Annotated in this window: 19 protein-coding genes; 7 read left to right on the top strand and 12 right to left on the bottom strand. The window is 66.9% G+C overall.

The genetic code is table 11. The annotated features are described in order from the left end of the window. Positions 1 to 28: 28 nt before the first annotated feature. From N792_RS00095 to dnaA, 7 genes are all read right to left on the bottom strand, one after another. Entirely contained in the window at positions 29 to 700 is a 672-nt protein-coding gene (locus N792_RS00095) for an energy transducer TonB (RefSeq protein WP_036191300.1), read from the bottom strand. A 148-nt stretch (positions 701 to 848) separates the two neighbouring features. Beyond that, the gene (locus tag N792_RS00090; protein ID WP_036192149.1) at positions 849 to 2048 is read right to left on the bottom strand and encodes a tetratricopeptide repeat protein; all 1200 of its coding nucleotides are present in this window, start codon (positions 2046 to 2048) and stop codon (positions 849 to 851) included. A 162-nt stretch (positions 2049 to 2210) separates the two neighbouring features. Next, on the bottom strand, positions 2211 to 3014 hold the full coding sequence (locus N792_RS00085) for a M48 family metallopeptidase (protein ID WP_036191298.1): 804 nt from the start codon (positions 3012 to 3014) through the stop codon (positions 2211 to 2213). Positions 3015 to 3306: 292 nt separating this feature from the next. Beyond that, on the bottom strand, positions 3307 to 5787 hold the full coding sequence (gene gyrB, locus N792_RS00080) for a DNA topoisomerase (ATP-hydrolyzing) subunit B (RefSeq protein ID WP_084105209.1): 2481 nt from the start codon (positions 5785 to 5787) through the stop codon (positions 3307 to 3309). Between the two features lie 183 nt (positions 5788 to 5970). Then, positions 5971 to 7104 carry a DNA replication/repair protein RecF gene (recF, locus tag N792_RS00075; RefSeq protein ID WP_036191296.1) on the bottom strand — a complete coding sequence of 378 codons (1134 nt, stop codon included), beginning with the start codon at positions 7102 to 7104 and terminating at the stop codon, positions 5971 to 5973. A 113-nt stretch (positions 7105 to 7217) separates the two neighbouring features. After that, positions 7218 to 8318: a DNA polymerase III subunit beta gene (gene dnaN / locus N792_RS00070; RefSeq protein ID WP_036191294.1), complete on the bottom strand. Its 1101-nt coding sequence runs from the start codon at positions 8316 to 8318 to the stop codon at positions 7218 to 7220. A gap of 674 nt (positions 8319 to 8992) precedes the next feature. Beyond that, on the bottom strand, positions 8993 to 10330 hold the full coding sequence (gene dnaA / locus N792_RS00065; RefSeq protein ID WP_036191292.1) for a chromosomal replication initiator protein DnaA: 1338 nt from the start codon (positions 10328 to 10330) through the stop codon (positions 8993 to 8995). A 261-nt stretch (positions 10331 to 10591) separates the two neighbouring features. On the opposite strand from dnaA, the gene rpmH reads away from it, so the two are divergent. The 5 genes from rpmH to N792_RS00040 all read left to right on the top strand — a co-directional run bounded on the left by rpmH (position 10592) and on the right by N792_RS00040 (position 15843). Then, on the top strand, positions 10592 to 10732 hold the full coding sequence (rpmH, locus tag N792_RS00060; protein ID WP_036191289.1) for a 50S ribosomal protein L34: 141 nt from the start codon (positions 10592 to 10594) through the stop codon (positions 10730 to 10732). Positions 10733 to 10781: 49 nt separating this feature from the next. Continuing rightward, on the top strand, positions 10782 to 11387 hold the full coding sequence (rnpA, locus tag N792_RS00055) for a ribonuclease P protein component (RefSeq protein WP_036191286.1): 606 nt from the start codon (positions 10782 to 10784) through the stop codon (positions 11385 to 11387). Positions 11388 to 11402: 15 nt separating this feature from the next. Continuing rightward, positions 11403 to 13142 (top strand): membrane protein insertase YidC, encoded by a 1740-nt coding sequence (gene yidC / locus N792_RS00050; RefSeq protein ID WP_036191284.1) that lies wholly within the window; start codon positions 11403 to 11405, stop codon positions 13140 to 13142. Between the two features lie 144 nt (positions 13143 to 13286). Further along, positions 13287 to 14651, top strand: coding sequence for a tRNA uridine-5-carboxymethylaminomethyl(34) synthesis GTPase MnmE (gene mnmE, locus N792_RS00045; protein WP_036191282.1), 1365 nt, complete (start codon positions 13287 to 13289; stop codon positions 14649 to 14651). Between the two features lie 163 nt (positions 14652 to 14814). Further along, positions 14815 to 15843 (top strand): energy transducer TonB, encoded by a 1029-nt coding sequence (locus N792_RS00040; RefSeq protein WP_084105207.1) that lies wholly within the window; start codon positions 14815 to 14817, stop codon positions 15841 to 15843. 160 nt (positions 15844 to 16003) lie between these two features. Here the strand turns inward: N792_RS00040 and N792_RS00035 are convergent, their stop codons facing one another. The 4 genes from N792_RS00035 to N792_RS00020 all read right to left on the bottom strand — a co-directional run bounded on the left by N792_RS00035 (position 16004) and on the right by N792_RS00020 (position 20650). Next, the gene (locus tag N792_RS00035; RefSeq protein WP_052103200.1) at positions 16004 to 17236 is read right to left on the bottom strand and encodes an ABC transporter permease; all 1233 of its coding nucleotides are present in this window, start codon (positions 17234 to 17236) and stop codon (positions 16004 to 16006) included. After that, entirely contained in the window at positions 17233 to 17979 is a 747-nt protein-coding gene (locus N792_RS00030; protein WP_036191276.1) for an ABC transporter ATP-binding protein, read from the bottom strand. The genes N792_RS00035 and N792_RS00030 overlap by 4 nt, the downstream gene beginning before the upstream one ends. Before the next feature lie 67 nt (positions 17980 to 18046). Continuing rightward, a complete protein-coding gene (locus N792_RS00025) occupies positions 18047 to 19591 on the bottom strand; it encodes an alpha/beta hydrolase (RefSeq protein ID WP_036191274.1) in 1545 nt (514 codons plus the stop codon). Between the two features lie 291 nt (positions 19592 to 19882). Next, positions 19883 to 20650, bottom strand: coding sequence for a ferredoxin--NADP reductase (locus N792_RS00020; protein ID WP_224743888.1), 768 nt, complete (start codon positions 20648 to 20650; stop codon positions 19883 to 19885). Positions 20651 to 20815: 165 nt separating this feature from the next. Here N792_RS00020 and N792_RS00015 point away from each other — a divergent pair, with 165 nt between their 5' ends. Beyond that, positions 20816 to 21784, top strand: a complete 969-nt coding sequence (locus N792_RS00015; RefSeq protein ID WP_052103278.1) for an ABC transporter ATP-binding protein — start codon at positions 20816 to 20818, stop codon at positions 21782 to 21784. Beyond that, positions 21781 to 22551, top strand: coding sequence for an ABC transporter permease (locus tag N792_RS00010; protein ID WP_036191269.1), 771 nt, complete (start codon positions 21781 to 21783; stop codon positions 22549 to 22551). Before N792_RS00015 ends, N792_RS00010 begins: the two co-directional genes overlap by 4 nt. 215 nt (positions 22552 to 22766) lie before the next feature. On the opposite strand, the gene N792_RS00005 is transcribed toward N792_RS00010, so the two are convergent. Beyond that, positions 22767 to 23612, bottom strand: a complete 846-nt coding sequence (locus tag N792_RS00005) for a TatD family hydrolase (protein ID WP_036191267.1) — start codon at positions 23610 to 23612, stop codon at positions 22767 to 22769. Positions 23613 to 23693: the final 81 nt, after the last annotated feature.

The raw sequence follows: 23693 nt of genomic DNA, 5'->3' as shown, positions 1-23693 counted from the left end.
ATCTGTTGCTGGGACAGGTGTCGCGGTGTCAGCTCAGGTTGAAGTCGACCGGTACCCGGACCCGGCTGGGTACCGCAACCCCGTTCTCGATCTGCGGGCTGAAGCGCCACTTCCTGGCCGCGGTGATCGCTGCGCGGTCGAGATCGCGGTTGCGGCTGGACTTCTCGACCTCGACGTCCAGGACGTTGCCCTTGGCATCGATGCTGATGACCAGCACGACCGTGCCCTCGATACCGCTGCGAACTGCGCTGGGCGGGTACTGCGGCGGGTTCATCGCCTTCGACGAAGGATCCACCGAACCCAGCTGGGTGGTCTGCTGCGGCGGCGCCGGTGGGGCTGGCGGCAGCGGCGGCAGATCGACCGGGCTCGGATCGTCCACCACGATCGGCGGCGTATCCGGCGGCGGCGGCAAGGTGGTGGTCTGCTTCGGCGGCGACAACTCCTTGGGCGGCGTGATCGGCTTCGGCGGCTCTTCCGGCGGCGGCGGCGGCGGCGGCGGCGGCGGTGGCGGCTTGATGAGATTCACCAAGGTCACTTCCTGCTCCGCCTTTTCCGCCGGTGGTGCAGCCATCGGGGCAAGCATCATCAGCAATGCAGCAGCGTGGACGGCGATAGCCATGGTGATACCGGCGATACGCGCCCAGTTCAGCCCTTCGCTGTCGTCAATCTTCTTTACGGGAATTTCCAGGTCTTGCGTCATGCGCCGTCAGCTCGGGAGGGAATGCCGGGCGCTGGAGCACCTCGGACCGTCAAATGATCCCCATCGCCTTTACGGTGACGGGAACCTCCTAGGATATACCAAACTCCACCTGGGATTCCAAGCGGAAATTCGCAGTTTTGTGATGCAATCAGTTGCCTGGCAGCGCAATGATCACGTTGGCATCCTTCGCCTTCTTGATGCCCTTGGCCAAGGCCTGCCGGGCAGCGGCCTTCGCCTCCGGGATCCGGTTCTCCTGCTGGAGCACCCGGGCCAGATTCAGATAGGCCTCCCCGTCCTTCGCCAGTGGCGCGGCTTTCTGGTAGGCGGTGATCGCCTGCGCGGGCTGGTCGGAAAAGTAGTAGGCCTGGGCCAGCGCGACGTAGGTGTTGTAGTCGGGCTCCAGAACGCCCTTCTGCAAGCCTTCGTTGATGACCGCGATGACATCCTTCTCGCGGCCTTCGATACCGGAATAGGTGGTGTACAGCACCTTGTATTCATTGGCGGTGTCGAGCTGGTTGCCGGCTCGCAGCTTCTCCATCACGGCCAGGGCTTTCTCGGGCATGTCGGCCTGCGAGTAGACCGCGGCCAGGTTGAGCTGTGCCCGCTTGTCGTCGGGCTTGCGCGCCGCCACCTGCTCGGCCATGCGCACCGCCTCGGCCGTATTGCCGGCTTCGGCATACGTCTGCATCAGCAGTGCCATCCAGTCCGGCTTGGGATCGTCGCTCGCCTCGATCGCCTGCTTCATGACCGCAGCGGCCTCGTCGTAACGCTGCATCAGGTACAGGCCCTGGCCCTTCATCATCAGCGCGGTCGGATCCTTGCTTTTGGTCTCGCTGAAGAATCGGTCGAAGGTCGCCTGCGATTCGGCGTACTGCTCTTCCTGCTGCTGCAACTGGGCCAGGTTGAGCATGATGTTGTAGTGGGCGTTGTTGTCGAGGCCGTCGAACTCGATCACTTTCTTGAAGTAGTCCATCGCCGCGGTGGTGTCATCGGCCTCGTAGGCGATCTGGGCGGCGAGCTGCGCCGAGTAGGCTTTCTCGTAACCGTTCGCTTTCGGGTCGGCGATGATCTCGTCGGCCATCGCACGGGCTTCGGCGCCGTTCTCTTCCTCGTACAGGTCCATCATCTTCGACAGCTTGCGCGAGATGCGCTCGGAGGCCTTGAGCTTGGGCTCCTTGCGGGTCGCGTCTGGATACGCCTGGATCGCGGCCGAGGCGTCGGCCTTCTTGTTCGAACGCGATGCACGCTCCGGGCTCTTGGAACCGCTGCGCGCCTGGGGGGAGCCGGCGGGTTCACCGATGGGCGCCGCGGAGGCGGCTCCGATCATCGCGACGAAGGCGGCACCCATGGTGGCGACGAGGATCCGCTTGGAGAGCATTGGGTTTTTCATCGGGTCACCTGTACACGCCCCGCATGATGGCGGGGCGCTGCGTATGTGCGTTTGGGGAAGCCAACCTAGCAGAAAGCGTTTGCGGGAAGAAGCCGTCTTGCGCGTTCCCGCATTTCGTGTTTAGCCGCACTTCGGCGTGCGGCCGGCCGCACGGGCTTGCTCGTAGGTGGCCATCAGGCTGCCGGCGCGAGCACGCAGCTCGGCGATCCGGGCCTGGGGATCGGGGTGGGTGGACAGCCATTCGGGCGCGCGGCTCGAACTGGCGGAAATCATGTTTTCCCACAGGTTCACGGCCTGGCCCGGATTGAATCCGGCTTGCGCCATCAACCGCTGGCCGACCACATCGGCTTCCGACTCCTGGACCCGGTTGTTGGGCAGCAGGAAGATCCCCTGCACGGCGGCCCCGCCCAGTTGCTGGGTGGCCTGTTGTGCGCCGGTCCCGTACTGGGAGCCGATCAGGGCGCCCAGCAGGCCGAGCCCGGTCTGCGCGCCGAGCTGGCGGGTAACCCGCTCGTCATGGTGATGGGCGATGACGTGACCGATCTCGTGGGCGATCACCGCCGCGAGCTGGTCCTGATTCCTGGCCACCTTGAAGATGCCGGTGTAGACGCCGATCTTGCCGCCCGGCAGGGCGAACGCATTGGGCGAATCATTGCTGAACAGCGCCACTTCCCACCCGGTCTGCGAGCCCGCGGGCAACTCGCGGGTGACCGCGTTGACCACGCAACTGACATAGGCGTTCTGGGTCGCATTGGTGCTGCGCGGCAACTTCGCCTTGTACTCGGCGAACGCTTCGGCACCCATCTGGTCCAGCTGCTGTTGCGAGATCGCGCCCACCGCCTGGGTGCGGCCGGTCGGTGAGGTCGTGGTGGCGCATGCAGCGGTGAGGCTGGCGACGGCGAGACTCAGAATCAGGCGTTTCATGCGTGGGGTTTCCTGTTCGCAAATTTCGGTTGTAGCCGCAGGAGGATGAATGCGCTGTCAATCAGCCTCGACTTCACAAGGGTCGACGGTCACCGTCGAGAGCCTGCAAACCAGCCGGATCGGCACACCAAGACGGCCGATTTTTCCATCTGACCCGGTCGCAGATTGCGGAAACGGCTGGAGAAGAGGGGAAATACGCGTCGTGTGCGCGTGCGCGTGCGTCGGAAATTGCCGAATCGGCTCCGCTTGCACGGGCAAGCGGAGCTTTTAGGCAAGTCGCAATGCAACCGGCTCAGATATCCAGGTTGCCGGCCTTCAGCGCGTTGTCCTCGATGAACGCGCGACGCGGTTCGACCACGTCGCCCATCAGGGTGCTGAACACCTGGTCCGCCGCGACCGCATCCTCGATCTTCACCTGCAGCAGGCGTCGGGTGTCCGGATTGACCGTGGTTTCCCACAACTGTTCCGGATTCATCTCACCCAGGCCCTTGAATCGCTGGATCTGACGTCCCTTCTTGGCCTCGTCCATCAGCCAGGCGTGGGCATCGGCGAAGCTGTCGATGGCCTGCTCGCGGTTGCCACGAACGATCTTCGCGCCTTCACGCACCAGGCCGTGCAATTGGGCCGCGGCTTCGCGCAGGGGACGCAGTTCACCGCCGGCAAACGCCGCCAGCGGCAGCACCTGCAGCAACTCCTCGCCCATGTGGCTGCGCTTGGCCACCAGTGCCGCGGGATGGCTGTCCGTGGCGGGTTGCAGACTCAACGCATAGCGCGGCTTGCCCAGTCCCTTGCGGTTGATGCGCTTTTCCAGCGCGTCCAGTTCCTCGCGCTGGTCGATGTTCTGGGCCAGGTGTTCCGTATCCAGCGGCGTGAAGTCGATCAGCACTTCCAGCACGTTGGGATCGTAGCGATGGGCGTTGCGCGAGATCGTCTCGCGCGCCCCGATATAGGCCAGCAGCAACCGCTCCAACGCCGCGCCGGTGATCGGCGGCTCGCCTTCGGCCGGAATCAGGGCCGCGCCCTCGATCGCGTTGCCCGCCAGGTAGGCGTTCAGGGCCGCGTCGTCCTTGAGGTACAGCTCGGTCTTGCCCTGCTTGATCTTGTACAGCGGCGGCAGGCCGATATAGATATGGCCGCGCTCGATCAACTCCGGCATCTGCCGGTAGAAGAAGGTCAGCAGCAAGGTGCGGATATGGCTGCCGTCGACGTCGGCGTCGGTCATCAGGATGATGCGGTGGTAGCGCAGCTTGTCGGGGTTGTAGTCGTCCTTGCCGATGCCGGTGCCCAGGGCGGTGATCAGCGTGCCGACCTCGGCGCTGGAAAGCATGCGGTCGAAACGGGCGCGCTCGACGTTGAGGATCTTGCCCTTGAGCGGCAGGATCGCCTGGGTCTTGCGGTTGCGGCCCTGCTTGGCCGAGCCACCGGCGGAGTCACCCTCGACGATGAACAGTTCGGACAGCGCGGGATCCTTCTCCTGGCAATCGGCCAGCTTGCCCGGCAGGCCGGCGATATCCAGCGCGCCCTTGCGGCGGGTCAGGTCGCGGGCCTTGCGGGCGGCTTCGCGGGCACGCGCGGCGTCGAGGATCTTGCCGGCAATCGCACGCGCCTCGGTCGGATGCTCCTGCAGGAACTCCTCCAGACGCGCACCAAACGTGTGTTCGACGACCGGTCTCACGTCGGATGAGACGAGTTTTTCCTTGGTCTGCGACGAGAAGCTCGGATCGGGCACCTTGACCGACAGCACCGCGATCATGCCTTCGCGCATGTCGTCACCGGACAGGCTGACCTTGGCCTGCTTGGCCAGGCCGCTCTGCTCGATGTAGTTGGTCAGCGTGCGGGTCAGCGCCGCGCGGAAACCGATCAGGTGGGTGCCGCCGTCCTTCTGCGGGATGTTGTTGGTGTAGCAGAACATCGTTTCCTGGTAGGCGTCGGTCCACTGGATCGCGACGTCCACGGTGATGCCGTTTTCCTCGCCGGTTACCGAGATCACGTTCGGGTGCAGGGGCGTTTTCAGCTGGGCCAGGTGCTCGACGAAGGAACGGATGCCGCCCTCGTACTCGAACACATCGGTGCGGCCCTCGCCGCGCTCGTCCTTCAGGACGATCTTCACCCCGGAGTTCAGGAACGACAGCTCGCGCAGGCGTTTGGCGAGGATCTCGTAGTGGAACTCGACGTCGCTGAAAATCGTGGTCGCCGGCTTGAAGCGCAACACCGTGCCGCGCTTGCTGGTCGCATCCAGCTGCTTGAGCGGATACAGCGGCTCGCCCAGCTGATACTCCTGCTGGTAGTGGAAACCGTCGCGCCAGATGTCGAGCCACAGGTGCTCCGACAGGGCGTTGACCACCGACACGCCGACGCCGTGAAGGCCGCCCGACACCTTGTAGCTGTTGTCGTCGAACTTGCCGCCGGCGTGCAGCACGGTCAGGATCACTTCCGCCGCGGACACGTGCTCTTCCTTGTGGATGTCCACCGGGATGCCGCGGCCGTTGTCGGAGACTTCCACCGACCCGTCTTCGTGCAGGGTCACCACGATCTCGTTGGCATGGCCGGCGAGCGCTTCGTCCACCGCGTTGTCGACCACCTCGAACACCATGTGGTGCAGCCCGGTGCCGTCGTGCACGTCGCCGATGTACATGCCGGGGCGTTTGCGCACGGCATCCAGCCCACGCAAGACGGTGATCTTGCTGGAGTCGTAGGTTTGCGTCGAGGGGCTGGCGGGAGACGGCACAGTGCCGTCCTGGAGGGACGAAGGATCGTGTTCGATCTGGGTCATGCGGCAACAGGCTCCGACAACGACGCGGCCGCCAAGTGCGCGGCGGCGTCGAAACACGTGGGGTATCTAGTACGCGAGTATAACAGGCGCCCCCTGCCGACGTCGGCGGACCGATCCGCCGCAATCACGCTGGGTGGGTGGCTGGAAGACACGGCCGGCAGCCATGAGGCGCGGGGCTGGCGTTCAGACGCCGGCCGGCCCGGAAACCAATCCGTGTTCCACGTGGAACCTTGTGAACCCGACCGCCATATCCGCAAGCGCAGGCGGCGACTCCGTCCCGGTAATAAACACCTGTGCGCCGCTGTCCAGCAAGCGCTGGATGACCCGTTGCTGATGATTCCGGTCGAGTTCGGAGGCCAGGTCATCCAGCGCGATCACCGGCCATTCGCCGTGCGCGCGGGCGTAGTGCCCGGCTTGCGCGAACAACGCGGCGAGCGCGGTCAACTTGGCCTGTCCGCGCGACAGGGCCTCGCGACCCGGCACACCGCCAAAATGAATCCGCCAATCGGCGCGGTGCGGACCAACCGACGTGAATCCGGACTGCAGGTCGCGGTCGCGCGCCAGCAACAAGGCGTCAAGCAGGGACCATTCGTCGCGCCGCCAGCCTGGCTGATAGTCCAACCGGGTTTCCCCCAACGCCGGCGCCATATCGGCGGCAAGCGCCTGGAAACCGGGCTGCAGCGCATCCAGATAGGCCTGCCGGTGCTGACCCAGGGGCTCTCCCGCCGATGCGAGCTCGTGATCCCAGGTGTCCAGCTGCGAGTGTCCGACCCGGGCCTTCAACAGCGCATTGCGCTGCTTGAGTGCTCGCGAGTAACGCCGCCACAAAGACAGGAAGTCTTGTTCCACGTGGAACAATCCCCAATCCAGGTAGCGGCGCCGTATCTCTGCCGCGCCGGTAACCAGCGCATGGCTGCCCGGCTCGAATGTCACCACCGCCAGCGCGGCACAAAGCTCTCCCAGATACTCCACGTTGGCGCCGTCCAGTCGCCCGCTCCAGCTCTGGCCGCTATGCCGCAGCCCGGCCTTCCGGGTGCGATATCCGGACGACGAGGTGCTCGAACCGTCGGATGGCAGCGATGGGGCTTGTTCCCGCCACTCGACAAACACTTCCAGCGCCGCCTGGTCCGCACGCACCAGGCCGTCGCGTACCCGTCCCCGGAAACTGCGCCCGTAGGCCATCAGGTGCAGCGCCTCCAGCACACTGGTCTTGCCGGCACCGTTGTCGCCGGTGATTAGGTTCAATGACGGGCCGGGTCGCAGCTGGACGTGATCGAAACGGCGCAACTGGCGGATATCGAGCCGCATTACCTGCACGGCTCGTACTCCACAGGAAATTCCACCCGATGAGAACGAACACGCCCGGACATGCCGGGCGTGCGGTAAATCTCTATTTGTTCCACGTGGAACACGTCAGCCGACGACCTCGATCACAACCGCAGTGGCATCACCACGTGGCGGCAACGCTCGTTGTCGGCCTCGCGGACCAGGGCCGAGGAGTTCGCATCGCGCAATGCCAGCACGACCTGTTCGCTCTTCAACGCGGTCAACGCATCCAGCAGATAATTGACGTTGAACCCGACCGCGAGATCATCAACCTTGGTATCGGCCTCGACTTCTTCCTGCGCTTCTTCCTGCTCCGGATTGTGCGCACTGATCTTGAGCTGGCCAGGCGAGACTTCGATACGCACGCCACGGTACTTCTCGTTCGACAGGATTGCGGCGCGTTGCAGCGAGGCGCGCAGGACTTCCCGGTCGATCCGGACCTCCTTGTCGGCACCGATCGGAATCACGGCCTCGTAGTCCGGGAAACGGCCGTCGATCAGCTTGCTGGTGAAGGTCACGTCGTCGCGCTTGACCCGGATGTGGCCACGGCCCATTTCCAGCTCCAGCTCGCGATCGCCACCTTCCAGCAGGCGCTGCAGTTCCGTCACGCCCTTGCGGGGCACGATGATCTGCCGCTTGGTCTGCGCACTGCCTTCGTACGGGGCCTCACACAGTGCCAGCCGGTGGCCGTCGGTGGCCACGCAACGCAGGCTCTCTTCACGCAGGTCGAACAGCAGGCCGTTGAGGTAGTACCGGACATCCTGCTGCGCCATTGCGAATGCGGTGCGCTCGATCAGTTCCTTCAGCGTCGCCTCCGGCACCCGCACCCGTTCGGTGGCTTCGACCTCGTCGATCGACGGGAAATCGTTGGCGGACAGGCTTGCCAGGGTGAAGCGTGAGCGCCCCGCCTGTACGGTGAGCTTGTCGCCCGTCTGGGTGACCGTGATCCTGCTGCCATCGGGCAGGGCGCGAACGATGTCGAACAACTTGCGCGCCGGGATGGTCGTCTCACCGTCCTGGGCATCGTCGACCATCGCCCGCGAGACCATCTCGACCTCCAGGTCGGTGCCGGTGAGCGACAACTGGCCGTCCTTCACTTGTGCCAGCAGATTGGCCAGCACCGGAAGGGTCTGGCGACGCTCGACCACGTTGACGACCTGCGCCAACGGCTTGAGAAACACTTCTCGTTGCAGGCTGAAACGCATACCGTCCTACCCCTATAACCAATACAAAGGAATGTATAAATCAAAAGCCTGGTGGTGGTGGAGTCCCGGGATATCAGGGAAAAGTCACCCAACTTGTTGATTAATCTAAAGATACTTGTCCATCAAACCCCGGTACAACCTGCATGGTGCTGCAGGTACAAGCTGTGGGCAACTTGACGATGATACCGGCTGGGCCGACTTGCCCACAGCTTGTACCCCGTTTGAACACCTCCGCTATCCACATTTTCGTTTTTCCGGCCCCCTATTGCCTGACGTCCGCCTCGGAGCGCGATCGAAACGGGCATTGGACGGGGCCATCACGGAAGACGCCCCACGCCGCTTTTTGCAGGTCGGTGCTTGGCGGATTGCCTTGCCGAGGGAAGGATTCCGACGCAGCTTCCGGCATATCAAGCAGGTCGGATCAGGCGGTGGAAAGCCTGGTTTCAGGTCACGCCGGAACCAGTACAGAAGAATGTATAAATCAAAAGCCTGGTGGTGGTGGTGTCGGGAAATTTCCGGGAAAACCAACGCAACTTACTGAAAATAATCGATAAATCCAAAGTCTGAACTACGGTACAACCGCCCTGCCAGCTGGGTACAACCTGTGGATAGAATCTCAGGCCGTCGGCGCCGGCCGACTTGTCCACAGCTTGTACGCACCAGCTCCACAACGCTCACTCGCTGAGCTTGCGGATCAGTTTTTCCCAGTCCTCCCGCATCTTTCCGTCGGTTTCCATCAAGGTGCGGATCTGCCGGCAGGCGTGCAGCACCGTCGTATGGTCCCGCCCGGCGAACGCATCGCCGATCTCCGGCAGGCTGTGCTCGGTCAGTTCCTTGGTCAGCGCCATCGCCATCTGGCGGGGGCGCGCCAGCGAGCGCGTACGCCGCTTCGACAGCAGGTCCTTCATCTGCAGGCCGAAATAGTCGGCCACGGTCTTCTGGATGTTGGGGATGCCGATCGCGTGCTGCTGCGCCCGCAACAGGTCGCGCAGGGTTTCCTGGGCGAAATCGGTCGTGATCGCCCGGCCGGTGAAGTTGGCCCGGGCGGTCAGCGTGTTGAGCGCACCTTCCAGGTCGCGCACGTTGGAGCGCATCTTCTTGGCCAGCAGGAAGGCGACTTCCTCGGGGATCACCGCGCCGCGCTCCTTGGCCTTGGACAGCACGATCTGGGCGCGGGTCTCGAAGTCCGGCGGTTCGATCGCCACGCTCAGGCCCCAGGCCAGACGCGACTTCAGGCGCGGCTCCAGGCCCTCGACCTCGCGCGGGTAGCGGTCGCAGGTCAGGATGATCTGCTGCTTGCCGTCGAACAGCGCGTTGAAGGTGTGGAAGAACTCTTCCTGGGTGCGGTCCTTGCCGGCGAAGAACTGGATGTCGTCGATCAGCAACGCATCCACCTGCTGGAAATGGCGCTTGAAGCCGTCCATCGCCTTTTCCTGCAGTGCCTTCATCATCGCGCTGAAGAACTGCTCGCTGCGCAGGTACATCACCCGGGTGCCGGGGTTGTTGCTGCGCATCAGGTTGCCGGCGGCGAACATCAGATGGGTCTTGCCCAGCCCGGTGCCGCCGTACAGCAGCAGCGGGTTGTGTCCGCGCTCGCCGGGGTTGAGCGCGGCCTGCATGGCGGCGGCCCGGCCCAGCTGGTTGCTGCGGCCCTCGACGAAATTGTCGAACGTGTAGTGGTTGTCGAGATTGCCGTTGAACGGTTCGATCGCCGCCACCGGGGCGGCGCTGCGCGCCGTCGAGGACGTCGTGCCCGCGGCGAGCGGCGAGGGGACTCGCGGCAAGGAACCGACTTCCAGGCTGACCGCGTCGCTGCCGGCGAAGTGCGCCAGCAGTTCGCGGATCCGGTCCAGGTAGCGCTCGCGCACGTGGTCGACCACGAACGCGTTGGGCGCGAACAATACCGTTGCGCCGTCCCGGGGACTGGACTGCAGCGGTTTCAACCAGGTGTGGACGTCCTCGGCCGGCAATTCGGCCTCGAGGCGTTCCAGACAGCGGGACCAAGCATCCATAGGGGGTTTCTTGATGGCATGACTCACCTCGCGCGACGGCCGGCATTGGGCGCCACGCGAAGCAGATGAGGGTCGGCCAGACTACCACGCGCGGGTAGCGCCGGCGGACCGTCGGGGGACGGGAATCCCGGCTCCCTCATCGGCCCGCGGACCGGCGCCGGCAAGGCCCGCAAACAGCCGGTGCGGCCTGGTATTTGACTCGTTCGCCGGCCCGCAGGTAGACTTGCCGGTCTTTTCCGCCGTAACCGCAGAGCCGCACGCATGGCCACCAAGCGCACCTACCAACCCAGCAACCTCAAGCGCAAGCGCGACCACGGTTTCCGTGCCCGCATGGCGACGGCCGATGGCCGCAAGATCCTGTCGCGTCGTCGCGCCAAGGGCCGCAAGCGTCTCTGCGCCTGAGCGCAGCTAGATGCCGCAACGGCCGCCCTTTGCCGCCGTTGATCCCCTGATGCCGAAGACCCGCTTCCCGCGCACCGCGCGGGTTCGCGCGCGCTCCGACTTCGACCGCATATTCAAGCACGGCCGGCGCGTGGCGCTGCCCGTGCTTGCATTGCATTGGCAGACCGCCGATGCCGCGCGCGCCAGCTGCGAACAGGCCAACCTGGCCCGTCCCAACGCACGGGTGCGGTTTGAGCGGCCCGATTCCGGCCCGCGCCTGGGCCTGGCGGTCTCGCGCAAGGTCGATCCACACGCCGTGGGCCGCAACCGGATCAAGCGCGTCATGCGCGAGACCTTCCGCGCCCACCGCGCCGTCCTGGCCGATGGCGACTACGTCGTCGTTGCCCGGGTCGGCGCGGCACGTTGCGATCACCAGCAGTTGCGGATGGCCTTGCTGAGTCTGCTGCAGCGTGCCGGCGCGCTGAAACCCGAACAAATCGTGCCGATCGGCGCGGATGCCGCCATGCCTGCTTCCGCGTCCGCGTCGTTCGCGCCTGTGTCTTCCGCGCCTGTGTCGTCGTTGCCCGGACCTGCCGCGGCCGGCACAATGCCGACGCCACGTCGATGCGACGTCATTTCCTCCACCGACCCCACGCCGCCTTCGCGCGGCGGCTGAGCCTGCCCGTTGCCCATGAACCAGACCCGCTTATTCCTGATCTTCGCCTGGCTGATGGTGGCGACCCTGCTGTGGATGGAGTGGAACAAGGAACAGGCCGCTCCGCCGCCGACCACCGGGGTGTCGACGACCGCGCCTGCGGTACCGGGCGGCGACACTCCCGATGCCGCCGAGCAGGCCCGCGCCGGCGTTCCCGGCGCGCCGACCATGGCCGCCGCGCCGGTTGCCGCACCCGAGCTTGCGGCTGTCGCCAGCGAGTCCGCCCCCGGGAACGATGCGGTGACCGTCACGACCGACGTGCTGCAGGTGCTGCTCGACGGCGGCGAAGTGCTGCAGGCGGATCTGCTGCGGTATCCGAGCACGGCCGAGGAAGGCAGCGCGCCGGTGCGCCTGTTCAGCCGCGACCCGGCCGACTTCTTCGTCGCCCAGAGCGGCTGGATCAGCAACACCAACGCCACCCCCACGCACCTGTCCGGCTTCGTGCTGGATCGCAGTGCGGCGCCGGCCGGTGCCGACTTCAAGCTCGCGCCGGGCCAGGACGAGGTGGTGGTGCCGTTTGTCTGGACCGGTCCGGACGGGGTTAGCATCCACCGCACCTACACGTTCCGACGCGGCATCTACGTCGTCGACGTGCGCGACCAGGTGGTCAACCAGGGCACGACGCCGTGGCAGGGCTTCCTGTACCGCCAGCTTTCGCGCGTGCCGCGGGCGCTCGAAAGCAGCGCGCCGATGAGCCCGGAGAAGTACAGCTTCCAGGGCGCGGCGTGGTTCAGCGCGGCGGACAAGTACGAGAAGCGCAAATACGCCGACTTCATCGACGACGGCCCGCTGGACAAGCAGGTCACCGGCGGCTGGATCGCCTTCCTGCAGCACCACTTCTTCGGCGCCTGGATTCCGGCCGCGGGTGACACCGGCACGTTCTCGCTCAGCACCACCAGCGAGTCCGGCGTACCGCGCTACCTGATCCGCGAGGTCGATACCGGCGTCAACGTCGCTCCCGGTGCCAGCGTGCAGAACGAAGCGCGCCTGTGGGTCGGTCCGAAACTGGTCAGCCAGATCCAGGCGCAGGACGTGCCGGGCCTGGAGCGCGCGGTCGACTTCAGCCGTTTCGCGCCGATGGCGGCGCTGGCCGGCTGGCTGTTCTGGGTGCTGCAGTGGCTGCACGGCCTGCTCGGCAACTGGGGCTGGGCGATCGTCGGCCTGGTCGTGCTGCTGAAGGCGGTGATGTTTCCGCTGTCGGCGGCGCAGTACAAGTCGATGGCGAAGATGCGCAAGTTCCAGCCGCGCATGGCCCAGCTCAAGGAGCGCTACGGCGACGACAAGCAGAAGCTGCAGCAGGCCATGATGGAGCTGTACAAGAAGGAGAAGATCAACCCGGTCGGCGGCTGCCTGCCGCTGGTGCTGCAGATGCCGGTGTTCCTGGCGTTGTACTGGATGCTGTCGGAATCGGTCGAGCTGCGGCATGCGCCGTGGATCCTGTGGATCCAGGACCTGACCGCGCGCGATCCGTACTTCGTGTTGCCGGTGATCAACATCGCGCTGATGTGGGCGACCCAGAAGCTCAACCCGATGACCGGCGTCGATCCGATGCAGCAGAAGATGATGCAGTTCATGCCGCTGGCGTTCGGCGTCATGTTCGCCTTCTTCCCGGCCGGACTGGTGCTGTACTGGGTGACCAACGCGGGCCTGGGCCTGATCCAGCAGTGGTGGATGGTCAAGAAGTACAGCGGCGAGCCGGTGGTGGCGAAGGGCTGATCCGGCCCTGACCGGCACGCAGGGGCCCGCCGATCCGGCGGGCTTCTGCTTTGTGTCCGTGCCACCGCGACAGTCCACGCCGGGCGCGGTGGCGGATTGCGGCAAACTGGCGGCGGCACGGCGGGCACGTTGGCAACCGCACGCATGAGGAACGACTCCGTGGCAGATCGAGACACCATCGCGGCCATCGCCACCGCCCCCGGCGCGGGCGGGGTCGGCATCGTGCGCCTGTCGGGGCCGCACGCGCGGGCGATCGGCGAGACGATCTGCGCCCGTCGCCTGACCGCGCGCCATGCGCACCATGTGCGTTTCGGCGATGCCGATGGCGAGGCCATCGATGATGGCATCGCGCTGTATTTCGCCGCCCCCGCCAGCTACACCGGTGAGGACGTGGTCGAGCTGCAGGGTCATGGCGGGCAGGCCGTGCTGCAGGCCGTGCTGGCACGCGCCTGCGCGTTGGGCGCGCGGCATGCGCGGCCCGGCGAGTTCAGCGAACGCGCGTTCCTGGAAGGCCGCCTCGACCTCGCCCAGGCCGAGGCCGTGGCCGACCTGATCGCCGCCGGCGACGTGCGTGCGGCGCGTGCGGCGCGGCGTGCACTGGACGGCGAGTTCTCGCGCCGGGTCGAGGCGATCGCCGCCGGGCTGCTCGCGATCCGCGTGCACGTCGAGGCCGCGATCGATTTTGCCGACGAGCCGCTGGACACGCTCGGCGGCGACGCGCTGCGTGCGGACTTCGACCGGGTGGCGACCGAGCTCGACCAGTTGCTGGCCGCCGCGCAACGCGGTCGCCGGCTGCGCGACGGCCTGCACGCGGTGATCGTCGGCCCGCCCAACGCCGGCAAGAGCTCGCTGCTCAACCTGCTGGCCGGCAGCGACCGCGCGATCGTCACCGACATCGCCGGCACCACCCGCGACCTGCTGCACGAAGTGGTGCGCGTCGATGGCGTCGAACTGACCCTGGTCGATACCGCCGGCCTGCGCGAGGGCGGCGACGTGATCGAACGCGAAGGCATGCGCCGGGCCAGCGAGGAGTTGCAGCGCGCCGACCTGGCGATCGTGGTGCTCGACGCGCGCGATCCGGAGGCCGGTACCGCTGCGGTCGCCGATGCGATCCGCGACGTGCCGCGCACGCTGTGGCTGCACAACAAGGCCGACCTGCTGGAAGACGGCCCGATGCCGGCAACCGACGCGCGCGAATCCCCGTTGCTGCTGTCTGCCCGCACCGGCGCGGGGATCGAGGCGTTCCACGCCCGCTTGCGCGAGCTGGCGATCGGCGAGGCGGCCGATGCCGGCGAAGGCGCGTTTACCGCCCGCGCACGGCATGTGGATGCGTTGCTGCGCGCCCGTTCGGAACTGGCCGATGCGCGCGGCCAGCTCGATCACGAGGCGCTTGAACTGGCCGCCGAGGCCTTGCGTGCCAGCCACGATGCGCTCGGCGAGATCACCGGCCGCGTCCGCGCCGACGATCTGCTGGGGCATATTTTTTCCAGTTTCTGCATCGGCAAATAAGCCGTGCGAAACGCGGCAACCATCGTGTTTCGGCCGTGTTTCAGCGCCGCCCGCCGCCGTCCTGGGCGGCAGCGGCGCCGACGAAACGCTTGACAAACAGGCCGCGCTGTCGCGTCCTTGTGCGCGTGCGCCCACGAGGGCGCACTTCAGGGGAGTTCCGCCAATGACCGTTGTGTATCCGCAAACCCGGCAATCGTGCCGGTTGTCCACCCTTTCCACATTGTCGCTGGTGCTGGCCCTCGGGCTGGGATTGAGTGCCTGCGGCAACGACCAGCCCGCACCCGATGCGGCCACGCCCGCCGCCGCTCCCGCGGTGGCCGAGCCGGCGCCGACCGCGGAGACCGCGGTCTCCGATGCCGTGCAGGCGATGGGCCAGGACGAACTGCGTGCCGCCGCGCGCAAGGCCTACGGCGACAATCGCCTGTATGCGCCGGCCGGCGACAACGCGGTCGAGTTCTATCTGGCGTTGCGCGACAAATCGCCCGGCGACGCCGGCGTGTCGAGCGCGCTGACCGACCTGTTGCCGATGACCGTGATCGCGACCGAGCAGAGCATCAACCGCGAGGACTTTGGCGAAGCCCAGCGCCTGGCGGCGTTGCTGGAACGGGCCGAGCCGCAGCATCCGGCGCTGGCGCGCCTGAAGGCCAGCATCGAGAGTCGCCAGCAGGCGGTGGTCGAGCGCGCGGCGCAGCAGCAGGTGACCGCCGAGCAGCAGGCGATCAAGCAGGCCGAGCTGGAACGCCAGCGCCTGGTCGACCAGAAACAGCAGCAGGAACAGGCCGCCAAGGCACTGGTCGAGAAGCAGGCCGCCGACAAGGCTGCCGCGGAAGCCGCCGCCGCGGCCGAGAAGCAGGCGGCCGAACGCCGCGCCGCAGAAGCGGCCAAGCCGGCCCCGGCTCCGGTGCGTGCCGCTCCCGCGCGACCGACGGCCGCCGATCTGCGGCCGCTGTCGACGCCCGCGCCGCAGTTCCCGCGCGATGCGCTGCGCGCCGGCCAGTCGGGCGAAGTGCAGGTCGAGTTCACCGTGGGCACGGACGGGTCGGTGACATCGGCGCGGGTGGTGAACGCCGAGCCGCGGCGCGTGTTCGACCGGGCGGCGCTGGATGCGGTGCAGCGCTGGCGCTTCCAGCCGTTGCCCGAACCGGTGACCACGCGCCGCACGATCGCCTTCAATCCCAGCGGCGGCGGTTGATTGTGCCGACACCTGCCGATGGGGAGATCGGCGGGTGTCGTTGTTGTCGGGCCGGCTCCGCGTGACGAGTGACAGCCACAGCCGCATGCCTTCAGGTATCGCCCTTCCAGGCAACAGAACAGGAAAGGCTGTCAACCCGTCTGCACCGGCCGCGCCTGGGTCAGCCCGATATCGCCAGCTTCTCCTGATGGTATCGACGCACCGCGGCAAACCACAGCAACGCCGACAGCCCCAGGCCGGCGACCAGGTACACCGTCCACACGTCGGCGCCGATGACCTCGGCGCGGATCACCTTCTGGATCAGCTGGTTCTGGGCCAGGAACGGTACCGCGTACTGCCACAGCTCCGACTTCAGCGGGTTCACCGCCAGCACCAGGATCGGCAGCATCGGCAGCAGCATCAGCCAGGTCATGTGGCTCTGCGCTTCCTTCATGCTCTTGGAAGCGGCCGACAGGAAGGTCAGCAGCGTGGTGCCGATGAACAGCATCGGCAGCAGGATCAGCAGCAGTTTGGCGATCGCGGCGAAGCTCACATCGAGCATGTCCGCCATGTTGCCGGCGAACTGCGCGCTGAGCTTGAAGGCCAGCAGGATCAGCAGCAGCGAGATGATGCCGATTGTGCACGCCGCCGCGATCTTGCCGCTGACGATCGCGCCGCGCGAGGCGGGTGTGGCCAGCAACGGCTCCAGCGACTGCCGCTCCCGTTCGCCGGCGGTCGCGTCCATGATCAGGTAGGCGCCACCCAGGAACGACATCAGGATCAGCAGGTACGGCAGCATCAGCGACATCAGCAGACCGCGTTTGGCCTCCTCTGTCGCCAGATCGCGACTGCCCAGTGCGATCGGCTGCATGATCGAGGCGTCGATACCCCGCGCATACAGACGCAGCGCACCAACCTGGCTGCCGTAGCCGGTCAACGCGGTCTGCAGACGCTGGACCGGGATCTCGGCGTTGCGCCGGGTGCTGTCGAGGATCATCTCGACCCGTGCCGGGCGGCCGGCCTTCCAGTCCGCATCGAAGTCCGCGTCGATCGCCAGTGCGACGTCGATGTCCTGCGAGCGGATCCCGGCGTCGATGCCACCGTCACTATCCGCCGGCGGATCGATCGCCTTGATGCCGCGGGTGGCGAGGAAGGCGACCAGGTTCGGCGCGCGTTCGGCGCCCAGCACCGGGACTTCCAGGACCTTGTCGAGCTGGGTGCGGGCGCGGTTCTCGGCCAGCGATCCCATGCCGAGCATCAGCACCGGGTACAGCAGCGGGCCCATCAGCAGGGTCAGGGCGAGGGTGCGGCGGTCGCGGGAGAAATCGCGCAGTTCCTTGCGCATCACCGACCACAGGGCGGCGAAGGTGCCCGCGCGAGGATGCGCGTCGGGCGTGGTTGCGGTCGTGCTCATGCGTGCAGGCCCTCGTCGCTGCCGATCGCCTTGACGAAGGCGTCTTCCAGGTTGGATTCACCGAACGTCTCGCGCAGCTCATCGGCGCTGCCGGCGGCCACCACTTGTCCCTTGGCGATGATGACGATGCGGTCACACAGTGCGGCGACCTCCTGCATGATGTGGCTGGAGAAGATCACGCAGCGGCCCTCGTCGCGCAGGTGTTTGAGGAAGCCGCGCATCGCGCGCGTGGTCATCACGTCCAGGCCGTTGGTCGGCTCGTCGAGGATCACGTTGCGCGGGTCGTGCACCAGCGCGCGGGCGATCGCGGTCTTGGTGCGCTGGCCCTGGCTGAAGCCGTCGGTCTGGCGGTCGAGGATGCCGTCCATGTCCAGTGCCGCCGACAAGGCCTGCGTGCGTTCGGCGATCGTCGCTTTGGACAGGCCGTGCAGCTCCCCGAAGTAGGCGATGTTCTCGCGCGCGGTCAGCCGCTTGTACACCCCGCGCGCATCCGGCAGCACGCCCAGGGCTTGGCGCACCGCGGCCGGATCGGTCGCGGTGTCGATGCCGTCCACCAGCACCTTGCCGGTGTCGGGCTTCATCAGCGTGTAGAGCATCCGCAGGGTGGTGGTCTTGCCGGCGCCGTTGGGGCCGAGCAGGCCGGTGATCTGGCCGTCGCGGGCGGTGAAGTCGACCCCATCGACGGCCTTGATCGTGCCGGTCTTGGTCTTGAAGGACTTGTGCAGGTTTTCTGCGCTGATCATGGCTGGCTCCGTACGGGGACGCGGCGTGCGCGGATCGGATCGAATGAGGCGGACCGGACGTAGGCGCTCATGGCGACCAGCCATTGAAGTGCATGAACGGCGGCACGTAGCTCAGGCTGTCCAGGCAGCTGGCGTCCAGCCCCCTGGCGTCCGCGCTCTCGATGAACTGGCCCAGCAGCTTGGGCATGCAGCCGGTCGCGGAGACGTTGTGTCCCTGTCCGCGCAGCACCAGGTGGCGGCCGTTGGGCAGGTGCTGCACGACCTGCTCGCCGTAGCGCGGCGGGGTCACCGGATCGAGTTCGCCCGACAGCAGCAGCACCGGCAGGTCCGAGGTGAACGGCCGGTGGAAACCTTCCGGCGCCTGGCCGTGCGGCCAGACCGAGCAGGGCGCGAAGAACAGTTTCGCCACGTCGGGGCCGATGATCGTGGCGGCCGCCGCCGGATCGGGCACGTAGCGGCCGGCATCCTCCGCGCACAGCACCGACCACTGCATGCCGCGGGTCATCTGGGCCTGCATGCTGTCGCCGCTCATCTGCACCAGCGACATCAACGGCGCGTAGCGGCCGCGCGCGGCCTCGTCGATCATCAACGGCAACAGCGAGGCGGTCTGCGGCAGGTACGAGAACATGAAGGCCAGGCCGCCGACCGCATCGGCGGTGACAGTGTCGCGGCGGGCCTCGTTGGTGCGCGAATCGCGGTACTCGACCTCGACCGGCGTGGCTTCGAGGTGGTCCATCACCGCGCGCAGCTGCTCGCGCATGTCGACCGGGTAGCGTGCGCGGCAGGCCGGCAGTTCCCGGCACTGGGCCGATTGCAGGCCGAGCGCGTCCTCCAGGGTCTGGGCGAACTCGCCGCCGACCACCAGCGAATTGGGCGCCACGCCGTCGAGCACGACGCTGCGGGTGTGCTGCGGCCAGGTCGCGGCGTAGTGCTGGGCGACGCGGGTGCCGTAGGACACCCCGACCAGGTTGATCTGCGCCACGCCCAGTGCGGCGCGCACGCTGTCCAGGTCGCGCACCGCGTCGGTGGTGGTGTAGAAGCGCGGGTCGGCGCGGCCCTGCAGGCCCTGCGCGCACCGGCTGGCGAACGCGACCAGCTGGGACTCGCTCGGGGCGGCGCTCTCGTCCATCTTCAGCGGATTGCCGTCGGCGTCGCGGCAGTCCAGCGGATGGGATTTCCCGGTGCCGCGCTGGTCGATGAGGATGATGTCGCGCTGCTTGCCGACCTCGTTGAGGGTCATCGCGACGGTGGCGGCGTGCTCGGTGGCGGCCTGGCCGGGACCGCCGGCAAGAAAGAACACCGGGTCGCCGGTACCGCTGCCACGGGATGCCGGCAGCCAGGCGATGTTCAAGTCGATCTGGCGACCGTCGGTGTCGGCCGGGTTTTCCGCGACCTGCAAGGTGCCGCACTGGGCTTCGGTGGTCAGGCCGCCGTCAACGCTGGCCAGCGAGCAGGGCTCGAACGCGATCGTGCCGAAATGGCGGGTGCTGTCGGTCGCGTCCGTGTCCTTCCGGCCCGCCTGTCCGTCGGCGGGTGGCTGGCAACCTGCCAGCAGCAGTGTCGCCGCGAATGTCGTTGCAACCGCGACGGTCAATATTCCGGTGTTGCGCATGATCTCTCCCTGGTGGCGGAACCTGTGCGATGGAGCGGTGCGGCGGAAACAGAAAAGTGAGGTGGAATCGGCATGCCGACGTCCGCCGGGCGAAGCCGGAACCGGTGGCATGCCGGGTGCACGTGTCGAGCCCCGCACGTGACCCACGCCGCGGCGCGCCGGTCAGGATGACAGACGCGGCGGGGACGGAAAACGTGACAAATGTCCCGGTCGGGAGTCGCGGCTTGAGCAGCCGGAGTGCTGGCGATCATGGCTGGCGTCCTGCCGGCGGTGCGATGACAACGCGGGCGTCTACTTCGAGGAGACGTACTTTTCGCGCCGGATCTGGCGCACTTCCAGGCCGGCGTCCTTGAGGGCCTCGAAACAGGTGTCGACCATGTTCGGGTTGCCGCACAGGTAGGCGATGTCGGTGCGGGTGTCCGGCGCGAATTCGGCCAGGAACTGCTGCACGTAGCCGTGGCGCATGTCGGCGTGCGCGTGCGGCGATCCCGGCGCGGGCAGCTCGCGCGAGAAGCACGGCAGGAAGCGGAAGTTGGCCGGGTGGCGATCGGCGAAGGCGCGGAACTCGTCGCCGTACAGCAGCTCGGCCGGATTGCGGGCGCCGAACAGCAGCACGATCTGCAGGTTGCGCTCGACGATCGCCTGCTCCAGCTGCGGCAGCATCGCCCGGTACGGCGTCACGCCGGTGCCGGTGCCGATCAGCAGGTAGCGCTGGTTGGTGTCGGTCGGCAGCAGGCAGAAGCGTCCGAACGGCCCGGTCGCATCGATCGCATCGCCCTCCTGCAAACCCTCGAACAGCGCCGTCGCCGCGCCGCCGGGCACGTAGCTGACGGCGATCTCGACCAGGTTGTCGGGGCCGGTCACCGGGTCGGGAATCGTCGCCAGCGAGTAGCTGCGCTTGGTCGCGGTGCCGTCGGCGTAGTGGAAGTGCACCTGGATGAACTGGCCGGGGATGAAGGGCAGCGGCTGCCCGTCGGCGCGGGCGAACACGTAATGGCCCACCTGCGGGGCGACCATGCGGCGGGAGACGAGGTTCAGGGAGAAATGCTGGACTGCCACGGGTGGGTAGGGCCTTCGTTGGTCGGTGGGCTGCCGTGCCGGCGCGGCCGGAACACAGCGTGGCCAGGGCGCGGCCACCAAGCCCCCTATACTACTGGGATCGCCGCGCGGCTTCCTGCGCGCAGGCCCCAGCAAAGGCTCCCTCCGATGACCCAGACCCAGGCGATGCCGCTCGCCACGCCGGACGTGTCGGTGCCGATGGCGACCGTGCCGGCCTTGCGGATCCAGCAACTGCGCAAGACCTACGGCAACCAGGTCGAGGCCCTCAAGGGCGTCTCGCTGGATGTGGCCGAAGGCGATTTCTTCGCCCTGCTCGGCCCCAACGGCGCCGGCAAGAGCACCCTGATCGGCATCGTCTCCTCGCTGGTCAACCTCAGCGCCGGGTCGGTGGAGATCTTCGGCACCGACCTGCGCCAGCAGCGCGACGCGGCGATGCGGATGATCGGGCTGGTGCCGCAGGAGATCAATTTCAATCTGTTCGAGAAACCGCTCGACATCCTGGTCAACTACGCCGGCTTCTATGGCGTGCCGCGCAAGGTCGCGCTGGAGCGGGCGGAGGTCGAACTCAGGCGCGCCCACCTGTGGGGCAAGGCGCAGATGACCAGCCGCACCCTGTCGGGCGGCATGAAGCGCCGGCTGATGATCGCCCGGGCGATGATGACCCGGCCGCGCCTGCTGATCCTCGACGAGCCGACCGCGGGGGTCGACATCGAGATCCGCCGCGGCATGTGGGACACCCTGCGCGAGATCAACGACGCCGGCACCACCATCATCCTGACCACCCATTACCTGGAAGAGGCCGAGCACCTGTGCCGCAACCTGGCGATCATCGACCACGGCAGCATCATTGCCCAAGGCCCGATGCGCACGTTGCTGTCGCGTCTGGACGTGCAGGGCTTCGTGCTCGACGTCGACGGCCCGCTGCCGGCCACGCTGCCGACGATCGACGGCACCACCCTGCTGGCCCGCGACGAGGACACGCTGGATATCGACATGCCCCGTGAAATGGATCTCAACCAGGTGTTCACGGTGCTCGATGCGGCCGGCATCCGGGTGCGCTCGATGCGCACCAAGAGCAACCGGCTGGAGGAGTTGTTCGTGCGCCTGGTGGCCCGGCCGGAGCAGTCCGCATGAGCCACCCCAACCTGGTTGCGCTGGGCACGATCGCCCGCCGCGAGATCCACCGCATCCTGCGCATCTGGGCCCAGACCCTGGTGCCGCCGGCGATCACCATGACCCTGTACTTCCTGATCTTCGGTGGCCTGATCGGCTCGCGGATCGGCACCATGGATGGCATCGGCTACATGGATTTCATCGTCCCCGGGCTGGTGATGATGAGCGTGATCCAGAACAGCTACGGCAACATCGCCTCCAGCTTCTTCGGCGCCAAGTTCAGCCGGTTCGTCGAGGAACTGCTGGTCAGCCCGATGCCGAACTGGGTGATCCTGGGCGGCTACGTGGCCGGCGCGGTGGTGCGCGGCGTCGCGGTCGGCGCGATCGTGCTGGTGATCGCCACGTTGTTCACCGACGTCCACATCCCGCACCCGCTGGTGACCTTCACCACGGTGCTGCTGGGGGCGACGATCTTCGCCCTGGCCGGCTTCGTCAACGCGGTGTTCGCGACCAAGTTCGACGACGTCGCGATCGTGCCGACCTTCATCCTGACCCCGCTGACCTATCTGGGCGGCGTGTTCTATTCGGTCAAGCTGCTGCCCGACTGGGCCCAGGCGGCGACCCACGCGAACCCGATCTTCTACATGGTCAACGCGTTCCGCTACGGCTTGCTGGGCGTGAGCGACGTGCCGCTGTGGATCGCCTACGCGCTGATGCTGGGCTTCGTGGTGGTGCTCACGACGCTGAGCCTGTGGCTGCTCAAGCGCGGGATCGGTCTGCGCAGCTGAGCGTCGATTCGTTACCTGTAATCGCCGGTCCGGCACCCGCAGGAGCGGCTTCAGCCGCGGCCTGTACATCATCACGGAGGTTCGGCGGGTCGCGACTCACGTCGCTCCTACGCAAGCCGGGGTCGCTCCGTCCATGTCGTTTGTAGGAGCGACGTGAGTCGCGAACGCGCCGCGGCATCGGCAACGGCGATCCCTGGTCCGGTCGATCTGCCGGGTCAGCCAGCAGTCGCCAATGTTGCCGGCGGCATTGGTGGCGTTGGCGGCAGGCGGAAAAACGCACGCGCGGTCGCGGTGCTGTTGGCGGCGGTCACGGTGACATCCTCGCCGCGGTCGCGGGCCAGTTCCTCGACGATGTGGGCCAGGTACATCGGCTCGTTGCGGCGGTGGCTGGGGGCGGGCTTCACCGTGCGCGGGAGCAGGTAGGGCGAGTCGGTCTCGATCATCAGCCGGTGGGCCGGGATGTTCTTCACCAGTTCGCGCAGGTGCAGGCCGCGGCGCTCGTCGCAGAGCCAGCCGGTGATGCCGATGTGCCAGTCCTGGTCGAGGTAATCGAACAGTTCCTCGCGGCTGCCGGTGAAGCAGTGCACCACCGCGGGGCCGAGCTGGCCGTCGAACTGGCGCATGACTGCCATGAAGTCGTCATGCGCATCACGCTGGTGCAGGAACAGGGGTTTGCCGATGCCATCGACGGCAAGGTCGACGGCGATCTGCAGTTGCATCTCGAACGCGCGCCGTTGCGCCGGCCGCGGGGAGAAGTCGCGGAAGTAGTCCAGCCCGCACTCGCCGACTGCCACCACTTCGGGGTGGGCGTGCAGGACGCGCATTTCCGCGTCGCATTCGGCGGTGTATTCGCTGGCGTGGTGGGGGTGCACGCCGGCGGTGGCGAACAGTTCGCCGGGGTATTCGCGGGCCAGTGCCAGCGCCTGCGGCGAGTGCTCGCGGCTGGCGCCGGTGACGATCATCTGCACCACGCCGGCATCGCGGGCGCGCTGCATCACGGCATGGCGGTCATGGTCGAAGGATTCGTGGGTGAGGTTGGCGCCGATATCGATCAGGTTCATTGCGACAGTTTAGGCGAGGGGGTGACGCCGCATCGCAGCAACAGCAACAACAACAGCGGGAGGGTTCGGCTTCGGGAAGGA

The organism is Lysobacter concretionis Ko07 = DSM 16239 (assembly GCF_000768345.1).
GTDB classification, from domain to species: Bacteria; Pseudomonadota; Gammaproteobacteria; order Xanthomonadales; family Xanthomonadaceae; genus Novilysobacter; species Novilysobacter concretionis.
Note: the sequence above shows the minus strand (reverse complement) of the source record. Positions and strands in the feature narration are given on the sequence as shown.

Coding starts and splice junctions, on each gene's coding strand:
- N792_RS00095 (WP_036191300.1), bottom strand. CDS start 700: ATGACGCAAGACCTGGAAATTCCCGTAAAGAAGATTGACGACAGCGAA.
- N792_RS00090 (WP_036192149.1), bottom strand. CDS start 2,048: ATGGGTGCCGCCTTCGTCGCGATGATCGGAGCCGCCTCCGCGGCGCCC.
- N792_RS00085 (WP_036191298.1), bottom strand. CDS start 3,014: ATGAAACGCCTGATTCTGAGTCTCGCCGTCGCCAGCCTCACCGCTGCA.
- gyrB (WP_084105209.1), bottom strand. CDS start 5,787: ATGACCCAGATCGAACACGATCCTTCGTCCCTCCAGGACGGCACTGTG.
- dnaN (WP_036191294.1), bottom strand. CDS start 8,318: ATGCGTTTCAGCCTGCAACGAGAAGTGTTTCTCAAGCCGTTGGCGCAG.
- dnaA (WP_036191292.1), bottom strand. CDS start 10,330: ATGGATGCTTGGTCCCGCTGTCTGGAACGCCTCGAGGCCGAATTGCCG.
- rpmH (WP_036191289.1), top strand. CDS start 10,592: ATGGCCACCAAGCGCACCTACCAACCCAGCAACCTCAAGCGCAAGCGC.
- rnpA (WP_036191286.1), top strand. CDS start 10,782: ATGCCGAAGACCCGCTTCCCGCGCACCGCGCGGGTTCGCGCGCGCTCC.
- yidC (WP_036191284.1), top strand. CDS start 11,403: ATGAACCAGACCCGCTTATTCCTGATCTTCGCCTGGCTGATGGTGGCG.
- mnmE (WP_036191282.1), top strand. CDS start 13,287: ATGAGGAACGACTCCGTGGCAGATCGAGACACCATCGCGGCCATCGCC.
- N792_RS00040 (WP_084105207.1), top strand. CDS start 14,815: ATGACCGTTGTGTATCCGCAAACCCGGCAATCGTGCCGGTTGTCCACC.
- N792_RS00035 (WP_052103200.1), bottom strand. CDS start 17,236: ATGAGCACGACCGCAACCACGCCCGACGCGCATCCTCGCGCGGGCACC.
- N792_RS00030 (WP_036191276.1), bottom strand. CDS start 17,979: ATGATCAGCGCAGAAAACCTGCACAAGTCCTTCAAGACCAAGACCGGC.
- N792_RS00025 (WP_036191274.1), bottom strand. CDS start 19,591: ATGCGCAACACCGGAATATTGACCGTCGCGGTTGCAACGACATTCGCG.
- N792_RS00015 (WP_052103278.1), top strand. CDS start 20,816: ATGCCGCTCGCCACGCCGGACGTGTCGGTGCCGATGGCGACCGTGCCG.
- N792_RS00010 (WP_036191269.1), top strand. CDS start 21,781: ATGAGCCACCCCAACCTGGTTGCGCTGGGCACGATCGCCCGCCGCGAG.
- N792_RS00005 (WP_036191267.1), bottom strand. CDS start 23,612: ATGAACCTGATCGATATCGGCGCCAACCTCACCCACGAATCCTTCGAC.